Annotated in this window: 8 protein-coding genes; 3 read left to right on the forward strand and 5 right to left on the reverse strand. The window is 62.0% G+C overall.

Annotated elements, in window-relative coordinates; all coding sequences use genetic code 11:
• Window positions 1-8: 8 nt before the first annotated feature.
• Entirely contained in the window at window positions 9-1190 is a 1182-nt protein-coding gene (locus AACQ95_RS11585; protein WP_241278646.1) for an aminotransferase-like domain-containing protein, read from the forward strand.
• Window positions 1191-1266: 76 nt separating this feature from the next.
• On the opposite strand, the gene AACQ95_RS11590 is transcribed toward AACQ95_RS11585, so the two are convergent.
• Window positions 1267-2796: an EAL domain-containing protein gene (locus tag AACQ95_RS11590; protein ID WP_241278647.1), complete on the reverse strand. Its 1530-nt coding sequence runs from the start codon at window positions 2794-2796 to the stop codon at window positions 1267-1269.
• A gap of 301 nt (window positions 2797-3097) precedes the next feature.
• Here AACQ95_RS11590 and AACQ95_RS11595 point away from each other — a divergent pair, with 301 nt between their 5' ends.
• Window positions 3098-4003, forward strand: coding sequence for a TIGR01777 family oxidoreductase (locus AACQ95_RS11595; protein WP_241278648.1), 906 nt, complete (start codon window positions 3098-3100; stop codon window positions 4001-4003).
• A gap of 85 nt (window positions 4004-4088) precedes the next feature.
• Here AACQ95_RS11595 and AACQ95_RS11600 read toward each other — a convergent pair whose 3' ends face one another.
• Both AACQ95_RS11600 and AACQ95_RS11605 read right to left on the reverse strand, forming a co-directional pair.
• On the reverse strand, window positions 4089-6536 hold the full coding sequence (locus tag AACQ95_RS11600; RefSeq protein WP_241278649.1) for an ABC transporter permease: 2448 nt from the start codon (window positions 6534-6536) through the stop codon (window positions 4089-4091).
• On the reverse strand, window positions 6533-7252 hold the full coding sequence (locus tag AACQ95_RS11605) for an ABC transporter ATP-binding protein (RefSeq protein WP_241278650.1): 720 nt from the start codon (window positions 7250-7252) through the stop codon (window positions 6533-6535). Before AACQ95_RS11605 ends, AACQ95_RS11600 begins: the two co-directional genes overlap by 4 nt.
• 163 nt (window positions 7253-7415) lie before the next feature.
• Between AACQ95_RS11605 and AACQ95_RS11610 the strand changes: the two genes are divergently transcribed.
• Window positions 7416-8015, forward strand: coding sequence for an arylesterase (locus tag AACQ95_RS11610; protein ID WP_043138031.1), 600 nt, complete (start codon window positions 7416-7418; stop codon window positions 8013-8015).
• 84 nt (window positions 8016-8099) lie between these two features.
• Here AACQ95_RS11610 and AACQ95_RS11615 read toward each other — a convergent pair whose 3' ends face one another.
• Both AACQ95_RS11615 and AACQ95_RS11620 read right to left on the reverse strand, forming a co-directional pair.
• Complete coding sequence (locus tag AACQ95_RS11615) at window positions 8100-9044, reverse strand: chemotaxis protein CheV (protein WP_042870959.1); 945 nt, start codon at window positions 9042-9044, stop codon at window positions 8100-8102.
• Window positions 9045-9362: 318 nt separating this feature from the next.
• Window positions 9363-14979 (reverse strand): type I secretion C-terminal target domain-containing protein (locus AACQ95_RS11620; protein ID WP_241278651.1); only part of this gene is annotated, 5617 nt, incomplete at its 5' end.

A 14979-nucleotide genomic window follows, 5' to 3' on the forward strand; every position in this document is an offset into this window, starting at 1 on the left:
AGAGTCCTATGCAGCCGTTTTTTGCCCAGCGCTTCGAGAAGGTAGAGCCTTCCTTTATCCGCGAGATCCTCAAGGTCGCCGCCAATCCGGAGATCATCTCCTTTGCCGGTGGTCTGCCCAATCCGCACCTGTTCCCGGTCAAGGCCATCGACCAGGCCTGCCAAGACGTGCTGCGCGAACAAGGGGCCGCCGCCCTGCAGTATGCCGCCACCGAGGGCTTCGCCCCCCTGCGCCAGTACATAGCCGACCGCTATCTGGCCCGCCACGGCATGCGCGTCAACCCGGACAACATCCTCATTACCAGCGGCTCCCAGCAGGCGCTGGATCTGCTGGGCAAGGTGCTGATCGACGAGGGTCAGGATCTCATCATCGAAGAGCCGGGTTACCTCGGCGCCATCCAGGCCTTCTCCGTCTATCAGCCCGCCTTCAAGCCTATCACCCTCGGTGAAGAGGGACTGGATCTGGCGGCGCTGGATGCGCTGCTGGCCAGCGGCTCCAACGCCAAGCTGCTGTACGGCGTGCCCAACTTCCAGAACCCGAGCGGCGTCTCCTACAGCCGTGCCAACCGCGAGGCGCTGGCCGAGCGACTGGTCAGCCACGAGCTGCTGATGGTGGAAGACGATCCCTATGGCGAGCTGCGCTTCGAGGGCGAACACCTGCCCCCCATCGCCAAGCTGGCGCCGAACAATACAGTACTGCTCGGCTCCTTCTCCAAGACGGTGGTGCCCGCCTTCCGCCTCGGCTGGATGCTGGTGCCGGACTGGCTGCGCAAGAAGGTCACCATCGCCAAGCAGGCCACCGACCTGCACAGCAACGCCTTCAGCCAGCAGGTGCTGCACCGCTTCCTGATCGACAACTCGCTGGATGCCCATCTGGAGAAGATCAAGGAGGTCTATGGCCGCCAGCGTGCCGCCATGGAGGCCGCCCTGGCCCGTCACTGCCCGCCCGGCGTGAGCTACACCCGGCCGGAAGGGGGCATGTTCCTCTGGCTGACCCTGCCTTCGACCGTCAGCGCCATGGCGCTGTTCGACGAGGCGATCAAGGAGAAGGTGGCCTTCGTGCCCGGCGCGCCCTTCTATGTGCGCCCCGAGATCCAGAATACCCTGCGGCTGAGCTTCTCCTGCGTGGACGAGGCCACCATAGAGGAGGGGGTCAAGCGCCTGACCCGCGCCCTCGCCCGCATGCTCTGACGAGCCACGGCATGAAAAAACCAGCGACCTCGGTCGCTGGTTTTTTTATGTCCCGCCCTCTGCGGAGCCGGACAACTCAGGCGCTCAGCGCGCTGGCGAATTCCTTCATCGGCATGGGGCGGCCATAGAGATAGCCCTGCAGGAAGGTCACCTGACGCGCTCTCAGGTAAGCGGCCTGCACCTCGTTCTCCACCCCCTCGGCGACCAGCAGCAGACCGAGCCGGGTCGCCAGGTCGATGACGTTCTCCACTATGTGGCTGGAGAGCGCATCCGAGCCTATCATGCCGACGAAACTCTGATCGATCTTGAGAAAGTCGACCTGGAACTGCTGCAGATAGGTGAGGCTGGAGTGGCCGGTACCAAAGTCATCGATGGCGATGAAAACCCCCAGCTGGTGCAGCTCGGCGAAGAGCCGGTCCGTCACCTCGTCCGCCACTATCAGCTCCCGCTCGGTCAGCTCCAGCACCAGCTTGATGGGGTTCTCCCTGAAGGCGTTGATGAAGTCGCGGCAATCCGCCACCAGGCTCAGATCCTTGCAGTGGCTGGCGCTGATGTTGAAGCCAAAGTGGAATCCCCTGGGCAGGGTATGCACAGCGCCGGCAAACTGATCACGCACCTGCTCCATCAGCAGCCGGGTCATGGGCACTATCAGGCCGCTGTCTTCCGCCAGCGGAATGAAGCGATCCGGCGAGATCAGTCCCTGACGGGGATGCTGCCAGCGCATCAGCACCTCGCAGCCGCACCAGTGCGCGTCATCGCCGGTCACCACGGGCTGCAGATAGGGGATGAACTCCCGCTGATCCAGCGCCCGCCGCAGCTCTTGCGAGGGGGACGTCGAGCGGCCGGTCAGCCAGAACACGCCAAATCCCACCAGTATGCCCAACAGGGGATAGATGATGATGCTGGCCTTGGAGTAGTGCCAGATGTGGCTGCCGTACTCATCGTGAGACAGGTCAGTGACCACCCGGTATTGATACTTCTCCGATACCTGTTCCAGATAGCCGCGCGTTTTGGGCGGGATCTCCTCGCTGACCATGCCGCTGGCCAGCATGGCCTGCGACCCCACCACCAGCGCCAGCGGCGAATTGCGGCTCAGCATGTCGAGAATATTGTGCAGATAGTAGCCATCCACCCCGACCAGCACGCTGTAATCCCCCACCGCCTGCCGATAGACAACCAGCGGCCGATCCGGCGTCACCGGGTTGCCCCGCATCAGGTCGAGCTGACCACCGGCATAGTCGGCCAGCGCAAAGGGGCCACTATAGGCGCCATAGAGGGAGGAGCAATAGATGGTCTCTCCCCTGGCCAGGTTGACGGTGCGCACATCCGGCACAGTCGCCACCTGATCCCGCAGCCCCTGTACCACCTCGGCGCAAGGTCGCCCCACACCGCCCTGCACCATGGACGCAGCTCGATGGGCATTGTCCAGAGTACGGTCAAACATGCGTCTGGCATGCAGCAGCCGATCCTCGGCATCCTGCTTCATGCCAGAGAAGGTCTGCCATGAGATGATCAGCACCCCCAGCAGCACGGGGAGCAGACTCGCCAGCAGGGAGGCCCCCAGCCGGGTGTAAAACTGGCGTAACCTTAAACGACGAAATGGCATGGTCATCCTCACGGCAACGGCGAAAAAGCGGGCAAGTCTACTACTCTCCGCCCCCCTGACAAGTCATTCTGATACAAACAACAGCAAGAAAGTTTGGCCTGATTGGCACCAAACCTCGTCGAAACAGGGCTTGCAGCCACATCTTCAACGGCTCTGGGGCCTGACAGCCTTGCCTCCCCTGACAGGGTCCAAGCCTGGCTCCCCTCTGCGCAGTGAAGATTATAATCTTTGCAAAAACAGTTGCTTGTTCATCTTGCGCCAGCCCACTAGAGTAGAGCCAACAGCGTCAGGGAGTCTGGACATGAAAATACTGATCACGGGAGGAACCGGTTTTATCGGCCGCCGTCTGGTGGCCCATCTCAAGGTCAACCACGAGGTGGTGGTACTGACCCGTCAGGGCAGCCGCGCCTATGAACTGCTCGGCCACGATGTCAAACTGCTCGACAATCTGGATCGGCTCGACGACCTCAACGACGTGGATGCCGTCATCAACCTGGCGGGAGAGCCCATCGCCGCCGGACGCTGGAGCGAACAACGCAAGCAGCTGCTGTGTGACAGCCGCTGGCTGCTGACCGAACAGCTGGTCGATCTCATCAAGCTCTCCAGCACGCCGCCCAGGGTGCTGATCAATGCCTCCGCCATCGGCTGGTATGGCAGGCAGGGGAATGTGGCGCTGGACGAACAGTGCCGGACGCCCCACGACGAATTCACCCACCAACTCTGCCAGCAGTGGGAAACCCTGGCCCGCGAGGCCCGCAGCAACCGCACCCGGGTCTGCATAGTGCGCATCGGGCTGGTGCTCGGCACCGATGGCGGCGCCCTGCCCAGGATGCTGACCCCCTATCGCCTCGGTCTCGGCGGCCCCATGGGATCGGGCCAGCAGATCATGAGCTGGATCCACATTCAGGATCTGGTGCGCGCCATGCTGTTCCTGCTGGAGCATGAGGAGTGCGACGGCATCTTCAACGGCACGGCGCCACAGCCGGTCAGCAATCGCGAGTTCAGCCAGAGCCTGGCCAGCGCCCTGCATCGACCACACATCTTCTTGGTGCCGGCCCCCCTGTTGCAACTGCTGATGGGCGAGGCGGCCGACCTGCTGCTCACCGGCCAGAAGGTGCTGCCCGCCCGCCTGCAAGAGGCCGGCTTTCACTTCACCTACCCGGAGCTGCCCCAGGCCCTCGCCAATCTGTTGAGCACTCCCCGCTAGTCAGGCAACCGGATAGCAATCAGCCCGGCCATTGGCCGGGCTGATCCGTTATTGCACCTCGCGGCATCCGCGCAGGATGTGGTGATTACAGCAGGCCCTGACCCAGACCACGCAGCCGATCGCTCAAGGTGCCCGCCAGCAACTGGCGCTGCATGCCCTGCCCCGCCAGCGTCACCAGCAGGGCGCCCAGCAAGGGCAGGCCGGCCCAGATGGCCCAGTGGAACTGCCACTGCCCCTCGAACCACCACCATTGCAGACCGAAAGAGCAGAGCTCGACCACAATGGCGGCGCACAGCCCCGCCAGCAGACCGCTGGCGACCAGCTCCCAGCGCAGCATCTTCTTGAGCAGCTCGCTGCTGGCCCCCAGGGTGCGCATCAGCAACAGCTCGCGACGGCGGTGGGCCATGCTGGCCTGGGTCTGGGTCAGCAGCACCAGCAGCGCCGCCACAGTCACCAGCCCCAGCATCAGCCCCAGCGCCCGGCTCACCTGCTCAGATACGGCCGTCAACCGCACTATCAGATCGTCCACATCGATGAGACTCACCGTGGGGTGTCTGCGGATCAGCTCCACCTCCGCCACCCGCCCCTGCTCCGGCAGCCGATAGCTGCCGAGCCAGGTCTGGGAGAAGGGGGCCAGCACGTCCGGCGAGAAGATCATGTAGAAGTTGGGCCGCATGTTGTCCCACTTGATGGCCCGCAGGCTGGTCACCTGCGCCTTGAAGCTGCGCCCCTCTATGGTGAAGCCCAGGGTGTCGCCGAGCGCTATGTCGAGCCGCTTGGCCAGATCCTTGTCCACCGACACCTGCCCGGGGCCATCCAGCCAGCGCCCCGCGGTCAGGGTATTGTCCGGCGGCAGGCCGGTGGTGGTGGTGAAGTTGAGCTCGCGGTTCACCCCTTCACGGCCATCCTCGTCGCTATCTCGCACCGCCTCGCTGGCGATGCTGACCAGCCGGCCCCGCACCATGGGATAGAAATCCGAGGTCAGGGCGCCGGCATTGTGCAGGTCGGCCAGGATCCCCTCCCGCTCATGGTCGGCTATGTTGACCAGGAAGCGGTTGGGGGCATCCGCCGGCAGGCGGGCGGAGAAGTCATCGAGCAGATCGACCCGCACCGCCCACAGCAGACCGAACAGCATGAGCGCCAGCGCAAAGCCCGCCAGCTGGAACAGGCCACTGCCGCGCTCGCGGGAGAGGTGACTGATGGCCAGACGCAGCGCATGGGGGCCCTTGACCCGGCGACCGAACCGCAGCAGCAGGGAGGCGATCAGGGCCAGCAGACCCATCAGCAGGCCCATGCCGCCGATCAGCCCCAACGCCAGGGTCACATCGGCGGTAAAACCCCACACCAGACCAAACAGGCCGAGCAGGGCGACCGGCAGCGCCAGCCAGGGGGGAATGCCCGCCTCCAGCTCGCGGCGCAGCACCCGCAGCGGTGGCACCTTGAGCAGCCGCAGGAAGGGCACGAAGGCCAGCAGCAGGGTGATGAAGAAGGCGACCGCCAGACCGAGAGCAAAGGGTCGCCACGACGGCGGTGGCAGATCCGCCGGCAGCAGGTTGCCCAGCAGATGCAGGGTCAGCCACTGCATGGCGCTGCCCGCCACCAGACCGATGAGCGCCCCCGCCAACGTCAGGGAGAACAGCAGGGTGCCCATCAGTTGCCAGAGCGTGCGACGGGAGGCCCCCAGCGTCTTGAGCAGGGCCACCATGTTGGTCTGGCGCTCGGCGAAGTGGCGCACCGCTATGCCCATGGCCAGCGCCCCCAGCAGCACCCCGGCCAGGGAGGCGAGCCGGAAGAAGCGCTCGGCATTGGCCAGCGAACGCCCCACCTGGGAGCCCTGATCGTCCGGCTTGATCAGTTTCTGCCCCGCTTTGAGCTTGGGCCTGAGCCAGCGCTCATAGCCGGCAACGTCCTCGCGTGCCCCCTTGAACAGGTAGCGCCACTGCTGGCGACTGCCCGGCAGCAGGGCACCGGTCGCCTCTATGTCGGCGCTGTGGATCAGGGCCCTGGGCGCCAGCAGGAAGGGGCTGAAGCCCTGATCCGGCTCCTGCCCCAGTTCACCCGCCACCTTGAGGAGGGTGTTGCCCACCTCCAGCTCATCGCCAATTTTCGCCTCCAGCAGCTGCATCACCCGGGCCGAGAGCCAGATCTCGCCGGGCGCCGGCGCGCGCTGGGGGCTAAGTTCCAGCTTGCCGTAGAAGGGGAAATCGCTCGGCACGGCCCGGATGGAGGCCAGTTGCAACGCATCGCCATGAAACAGCATGCTGTTGAAGCTGACCGTGGTCTGCACCGACAGGCCCGCTTTTTCCGCCTGCTTGAGCCAGGCAGCCGGGGCCGGCGTGGCGGAACGCAACGCCCGATCGGCGCCGATAAAGTCACGCCCCGAGGCCTTGAGGCCCGCATCCAGCCGGTCCGCCACCAGGGCCACGCTCAGCACGCAGGCCACACTCAATGCCAGCGCCAGCACGAACCAGCGCAGCTCGCCGCTGAAGCCTTCCCGCCGCAGCAGCTTCACACCCAATCGCCACCGACTCATAGCAGCTCCCTGACTCGGGAGGCCGCACCGGATACTGGCGCATCCGCCTCCAGTCGCCCCGCCGCCATCACCAGTTGCCGCTGGCAACGCTGGGCCAGCTCGTGGTCATGGGTGACCACCACGAGCGTGGTGCCGTGCTCGCGATTGAGCTGGAACAAGAGCTCGATCACCGTCTCCCCCGTCTTGCTGTCCAGGTTGCCGGTCGGCTCATCGGCCAGCAGCAGGCTGGGCCTTGTCATGAAGGCGCGGGCGATGGCGACCCGCTGCTGCTCGCCGCCGGAGAGGCGCGGCGGCAGATGGTGCAGCCGCTCGCTGAGCCCCACAGCCGCCAGCAACTCGCGCGCCCTCGGCTCGCAACGGGTCTCGCCACGCAGCTCGGCGGGCAGCATGACGTTCTCCAGTGCGCTCAGGGTGGGCAGCAGCAGGAAGGACTGGAAGATGAAGCCCACCTGCTCGGCACGCAGGCGGGCGCGCCCCTCCTCGTCCAGCTGCACCAGCGACTGACCGAGGATCTCTATATCCCCCTGGCTCGGCAGATCCAGCCCTGCCAGCAGCCCCAGCAGGGTGGATTTGCCGGAGCCGGAGGCACCGACCAGCGCCAGGGTCTCGCCGGTATTGACTTGCAGGTCGATCCCTTCAAGGATGGTGAGGCTTTCCTGGCCCAGGCGAACGGTTTTGCCCAGACCCTTGACGACAATGATGGGAGTTGAACTCATGATGCGTTTCCTGTTTGCCCGGGCCAAAAAGTGGGGAGTGAACCCGTGATGTCTATCCTGCTCACCCCGGCATTGAATGACAATGCATGCCGGGTGTTGGCATCATCACACGTATCCCCTTTGCCCGGATCCTTGATGACAATGAATGATGGGAGTTGAATGCATGACACGTTTCCTGTTCGCCTTGTGTTGCCTGGTTTCATCGGTGCAGGCCCAGACCCTGCTGGTGCTGGGCGACAGCCTGAGCGCTGGCTATCAGATGCCGGCGGAGCAGAGCTGGCCTGCCCTGCTCAATCAGAAATGGCAGCAGCAGGGCGGCGAGCATCAGCTGGTCAACGCCAGCATCAGCGGTGAGACCACGCAGGGAGCCCTGGCCCGCCTGCCTGCCCTGCTCAAGGAGCATCAACCGGACTGGGTGCTGATCGAACTGGGTGGCAACGACGGGCTGCGCGGGTTCGCACCCGCCATCACCCGTGACAATCTGACCAAGATGGTGGCCTTGACCAAGGCGCAGCAGGTGAAAACCGTGCTGACCCAGATCCAGCTGCCCCGCAATTACGGGGCCCGCTACCTGCGCCAGTTCGAGCAGATCTTCCCCGAGCTGGCGGCCGCCAACCAGCTGCCGCTGATGCCCTTCTTCATGGATGATATTGCGCTGCGCCCTGAACTCATGATGAACGATGGTATCCACCCCACGGCCGCGGCCCAGCCGCAGATCCGCGACCGGGTCGCCAGCTTTATCGAGCCCCTGCTGACCCAATGACACCCCAATAGCCATACGCAGAAAAGGGCACTGTCGGCCCAAAACAAAGATCCCGCCTCGGCGGGATCTTTGTTTGCATGAGCATCAGCGTTCCAGTATCTGACGCAACCGCTCCTGGGCCACCCCGACCAGCAGGTCTGGCTGGAATTTGGAGATGAAGCGGTCACACCCCACCTTCTTGACCATGGCCTCGTTGAAGTTGCCACTCAGGGAGGTATTGAGGGTGATGAAGAGATCGGACATGCGGGCATCGCTGCGGATCTCGTGGGTCAGCCGGTAACCGTCCATCTCCGGCATCTCCGCATCCGTGATCATCAGCAGGATCTCGTCGGTCACCTTCTTGCCCGCATCGCACCACCCCTTGAGCAGATTGAGCGCCTGCAGGCCATCCTGGCATTCGATCACCTCCAGACCCAGCTGACCCAGGGTTTCCCGCACCAGATTGCGAGCCGTGCTGGAGTCATCGACGATGAGCACCTTGCGGCCATGCATCTCGGGCAGTATCTCCCGATCCAGTACCTCTTCCGAGATGCGGATGTCGTAGGTGATGATCTCGGCCAGCACCTTCTCCACGTCGATGATCTCGACGATCTGGTCGACGCCGTCCTCGGGAATGCGGGTGATGGCGGTCAGATAGTTGGCCCGCCCGGCGGAGCGTGGCGGCGGCAGTATGTCCTTCCAGGTCATGTTGACGATATGGGCCACCTGCCCCACCAGGAAGCCCTGAATGGTGCGGTTGTACTCTGTGATGATGAGGTTGGACTCGCTGTCGATGGGCATGGCACGCATGCCGATGGCGCTGCGCAGATTGATCACCGGGATCGAGGTGCCACGGATGTTGGCCACCCCGCTGATGTTGTGGTGCGCCCCCGGCATCTTGTTGAGATGGGGCAGCTTGACCACTTCCCGCACCTTGAACACGTTGATAGCAAACAGCTGTCGGGATCCCAAACGGAACATCAACAACTCCAGACGGTTCTCCCCTACCAGCTGGGTACGTTGATCCACTGAATCCAATATGCTCGCCATATAAAGCCCTTACGTCCGTTTCCCGAGTCTCGCCATAGTATAGAAGGGTCAGAATCCCAACACGACCCGTATTCTTATCCTATGTCGGCAAGATGATGACGGAACTTGATGAAAAAAAGCGAGATTCGGCTCAAGGCCGGACTCTCTTCACACTTATCAATAGCAAAGTGGCCGCTCGATCGAGCCGAAGGCAGCCTGTGTGGGGCACATCTTTGATATCCGTCGCAAAAGCCCCGCCATCAGCGTGGCTCCCCCCGATAACCAGGCATAAAAAAAGCGGCAGATTGCTCTGCCGCTTGTTGTGCTGCCCTGACGGGATTACTTGTCGATATCCAGCAGATTGTTGCTCAGCATGTAGTCGATCACCTGGGAAGAGGTGGACGCCGCGCTGCCGGTGAGGCTGTCGAACGTGTGGTTCATCAGCACTATCTCCTGAGTCACAGGGGCCGTGCTGGTCTCCTTGACCTGCAGATGCACACCCTCGCTGTCCTGGAACACGGAGAGCAGGCTCTTCAGATCGGTCTGGTTGCGAGAACCATCGTGATCCAGCAGATCGCTCAGATCCAGCTTGTCACCCTCAGCCTTGGAGAAGTCGACCACGTAATCCTTGGCGACGCTGCCCGTAGCTGTATCCCCCTGCAGCCAGGTGAAGGTATCGGCCCCTGCATCCCCCTTGAGGATGTCGTTGCCCAGACCACCGACCAGGATGTCGTTGCCCAGACCGCCACTCAGGGTGTCGTTGCCGGCACCGCCATACAGGGTATCGTTGCCACTGCCACCATACAGGGTATCGTTACCGCTCTCCCCATAGAGGGTGTCGTTGCCGCTGCCACCGAACAGTATGTCATTGCCAGCCCCGCCGAACAGGAAGTCATCGCCACCCTGACCGAACAGAATGTCATTGCCATCCCCACCGATCAGCACATCCGCCTTGTCGTTGGCGGAGGACTGATCGAAGTCGGCGGCATGGTCCGTGATGTAGTCATGGACCTGGGCATCGGTCACCGAACCGGCACTCAGCTTACCAGCCACATACTGCTTGATGGCCGCATAGCCTTCCCCGTTGATGTCGGCAAAGTGCACCGCATCACCGAACAGGATGTCGTCACCGGCACCGCCATCGATCCGGTCGCTGCCCGGCAGATTGTTGACCGAGGTTCCCAGGATGGCATTGGCCAGGTCGTTGGCAGACACGTTGGACTGCACTACCTGGTCGCTGTCAAACAGCTTAAGGGTATCGATTGAGACGTTACTACCAATCCCTATGGCCTGCAGCGTGACATTATTGGCAAGCAGGAGTGGCAACACCGCCAGAGCATTTTGCAACGCCCAATAATTATCGTCATAGGAGGTAGAGATCTCGAAGGTACCATCCCCTTGCGCCTTCAAAGTACCGATGGATGTCGAGCTCCACTTGTTGTTATTGCTATTCTGTGACCACTGCTGAACCCTACCGTTGGCATCGATCAGCACCCTGTTGGTACCACCAATGTTGGCGTAGAAGGCCTCTCCCGGAACGTAGTTGTTGACGTTGACGAACGCATCGAGACGCTCGTTGGTCTTCGCGTTCACAACAGGGTTGGTATCTTCATAGTCGTAATAGGTGTTTGGTGCCCCATCTGTAATGAAATAGGTCAAGTTCTTCGCATTGGTGTTGCTCTTGGCCGTGTCGCTGTTGAACCAGTTGGAGGTGGTTTTGAGGGCATCCTCATAGTTGGTCGCACCACCATTCCAATAACTGCCATCCATGCTGTCGATGATGGCCTGCAACTTGGTCAAGGCATTGGGATCCTTCAAATCCACACTGATGGACTTGTTGGCTTGGGAGTCAAAGTCCACCAGGAAGATATTGACCTTGCCCGCACCCTCAGTACCTGCACTGGTCTTGAGAGTTGCAAACACCTGGCTCAACTGGGTTTTCATGGTTGCCATGGCGCTAGAGCCGATACTGCCCGAGCTGTCGACCATAAAGGCGATGTTGTAGTTCTGGCCCGGCAGCACCACACTGCCGTCCAGATCGCCGACCACGATATTGTGCTCGCTGCCATAGACACGGTTTTGATCGCCCGGCTCCCCTTCGGTGGAGAGGAAGTAGCTCATGCGGATCGAATCCTGATCCGATGCGCTGCTGGTCTGGTCGGTCACCACCTCCTTGGCGATGGCCTCTACCTTGAGGTCAAACTGGCCCGCATTGCTGCCCGGCACCCGCAGGGTCAGGCCGCTCAGCTTGACGTCCAGCGCGCTCTGGTTCCAGAGGCCGGTGAGCGTCAGCTTGCCATCCGCACCGACTGTGCCCAGCGCAGTGCCGCCCTGATACAGGGTCGCACCATTCGGCATGCCGCTCAGCACCAGGCTGTCGAGCTGTTCACTGCCATCACGATCGGTCAGGGAAGCACTGATCTCGAGGGGATAATCCACCACGCTGGGCTGTACCGCCGTCAGGGTGCCATCGGTCTGATTGAACTGGTAGATACCGTCATCAAACTGAACCAGCTCGATGTCATAGAGCGACTTGCTGATGGTGGCGCCGTTCTCCTTCACCAGGAAGTTGAAGCCGCCATCACTCCTGCGCTCGATGACATAGTTGGCGCGCGAGCCCATCAGTACGGCCAGGTCTGTACCGGCCCCGCCAAACAGGGTGTCACCACCCAGCCCGGCCACCAGAATGTCGTTACCCACGCCGCCATCGAGCGTATCGCCCGAGACAGAATTGCCACCGACCAGCACGTCATTGCCCAGGCCGCCGACGAAGTAGTCGCCGCCGCCCTTCACGCTGACGATGTAGTCGTTGCCATTGCCGCCCACCACCTGATCCTGGCTGGTGGTGCTGTCGGTCAGGCTGTTGGTGATGCCGAAGCTGCCCTTGTTGAAGCTACCGCTTTGGAACGCACCGGTCGAGATACCGGACGATGGGTATTGGGTATAGAGCGGCACGCCATTGCCGGTCAGGCTGATATCCACCACCGGCTTGTCAGCCACGGCAGCTATGTCGATCACCAGCTTGCCGGAGTTGCTCAGGTTGGCACCGTCGCTGATCTGGTAACCCAGGCTGGCGTAGTCTCCTTGCAGGTTGCCCGTCGTCGCACCGTTGCCATTGACGGCACTGGTGCTGGATTCATTGAGACCGGGCACGAAACGCAGATGGCCACTGTCGATATCGGCGTAGGAGATGAGATCCCCCGCCTTCACGGCAATCCACTGACCGGCCGCATTGAGATACTCCAGCTTGCCATTTTGCGGCAGGGTATTGATCTGCACGCTCAGATCAGACGCAGCCTGATCATCGCTGGCACCAAACTGGGACCATTTCAGTACCAGCGGCGTGTCTTCCGTCCCCACACCGTGTCCACCCGTAGTCACGGGCGCACGGTCGTTGTCAACGATGGTACCGGTGCCGTTCTGGCCACCCACTGTCACCGTCAGGGTCTCGTTCGCCTCGACCAGTCGATCGTTCACGGTCGGTATGGTCACGGTAAAGCCGGATACCCCGGCCGGCACGGTGATCTTGCCGGTGGCACTGTTGTAGGTCACCCCATTGCTGAACTGGGCTGTGCCCCAATCAAGGCTGGAAGCCGGGTTGGTACCGCTGCCCCCGATGGCGAAGTCATACTGGGTCGCCTCCTGAGTCGTGTCGGACAGCACCACACTATGCAGCAGATTGCCGCCTTCCACTGCACTCTCACTGGACACCGACTGCACGATCGGAGTGAACAGCGGCTTGGTCGCGAAAGAGCCCAGGCTGGAATCGCCATCCGCATCCACTACCTTGATCTGGAAGTCGATGTCGCCGTCCCCCAGCGGCTTGGACATGTTCTGATACTGGAAGAACTCCCACTTGCCGGTGGCCGGGGTAAATTCCAGACGGAACACCAGGGTGCCATCGCTGGCCTTACCTATCAGGGTATTGGCCGATTCCATGGTAGTGGTAATCAGCTTGCCGGTGGCAGTGGTCAACCCGGTCTCGTTGGAGCCGAGCAGCTGCATATAACCCTTGCCATCTGCCCCCCACTGCGGTGTGACAGTGCCGGAACCGTAAGCGATGGCCGGCGCCGTGGTGGCACCGAGGAACTCTATGCTCTTCACGGTAAAGTCGCTGTTGTCGGCGTACAGACCGTTACCATTGTTGGTGGCCTTGATGACCATGGTATCGAAGCCACCCTGCTGCACCTGGAAATTGCCCGCATAGTCGCCACCCGCAGCATTGGAGCTGAAGGTCTGGGTACCGATCAACACGCCACCGCGATAAAACTCGACCACGCCGCTCTCCAGCTCGCCACCGAACATCTGGCTGAACTTGATGTTGGCGCCATAGGCCACCTTGCCCGCATCCAGCTTGATAGTAAGCTGTTCGGAAGCCGAGGTGCCATTTGCGAAGTGGCGGAAATCAACTTCGTTGGCGAGGTTGTGATTGGGCGAACCCACGCTGGAGACCCCCAGCCCGGAGCTGGAGCCATTGACGTTGGCCGTGACCAACGCCGAGCTGGTTGACGAGGCAAAGCCCAGCGCCGTGATGCTGAAGCCTGACACGTTCAGGGTCGTCTGATTGCTGCCACTGTACTTGGTCAGATCAAACAGACCGGTCAGGGTATCCGGGATGTTGGTCTTGATGACGGACACGGCCGCGGCATCGCCAGCGATCGGCGCATCATCCTCGACGGTCACATTCAGCTTGCCTGTGGTCGTGCCATTGCCATCGGAGACCTTGACGTCCAGCTGGAACGACAGGGAATCCTCCTGGCCCTTGACCGGGTGGTCAAGCGGCGCCTTGAGGGTCAGATCATAAGCCCAATCGCCCTTGCCGCTGACGTTCGGGGCGGTCAGCTTGACCTCGCCCACCGCCTTGTAGCCATCGCTACCCAGGGTGCCGGTATAGCCAACCAGCGCCTTGCTGCCCGCATCCCAGCTCCACTTCACCTCGGCACCACCGGAGGTCAGCCCCGCCGGTCCACCCAGTGAAACAGCCAGGCTGCTGCTGTCCACATCACCGATGGAGATAGTGCCGGACATGCTCTTGGCATCCGTGGTATCCGGGTTGCCACTGTTATCGGCGATGCCGTTGGGCAAGCCCTCTTCGGAAACTGTTGCGCCATTGGAGATGCTCACTGTCGGGAGATCGTTCACCGCCTCCACCTTGATGGTCACGGTAGCAGGAGTTGCGTCGGCCGACCCTTCATTGTCCACTGCCACATAACTGAAGCTGGTGTCACCATTCCAGTCGGCACTCGGTACAAAGGTCAGTTTGCCAGCATCCACAGCCTGAACACTCTGATTCTCCGTCACTGGCACGCCATCAAGCAGCAAGACACCATTGGCCGGCAAGCTCTTGATGGTAAAGCTCACGACAGAACCATCGATATCACTGCCAGAGAGCGCAGGTATGGCGATGCTGGCTGCATCCTCCAGACCACTGGCTTGCTTGTCCGCCGTCTCTGGAGCTTCATTCAAAATGGTTGCCATGTCGCTGCCCGGCAAGGAGGCATTACCCGCCTTGTCAGTCTGGGTCGCCGTCACAGTCAACGACTTCCCGTTGGGTGGTGTGGTCTCCGTCCAGCTGATAGTGCCATTGTTGTAAACAAAGCCGTTTGCCGGCTGCCCGCTTGCCAACATCAGCACACCATTTACCAGCTTCAGCTCGACCGTGCTTTCGCTGCCACCGTTGTTGATGGCCAAGGTGACCTTGCCACCTGCAACCAGGTCACTATTGCTGACCTCGGCCCGCACCTGGATCTGATCATTGCCGATCTCTCCTTTGGTCAGCAGCTGGTCGTTGTTGGTGTCATCCACTATGACTACGGCCGGTGCACCAGTCGCCTGGGTGTCGACCCCGTAGCCTTCGCTGTCGGTCGCGGTGGCGCTGTTGCCCGCCGCGTCGGTGCTGGTCACGCTGGCATCGATGGTCTTGTCGCCATCGGCCGCCAGATCGCTGCCCGCCACC

Source organism: Aeromonas sp. MR19, from assembly GCF_963899305.1.
GTDB classification, from domain to species: domain Bacteria; phylum Pseudomonadota; class Gammaproteobacteria; order Enterobacterales; family Aeromonadaceae; genus Aeromonas; species Aeromonas bestiarum.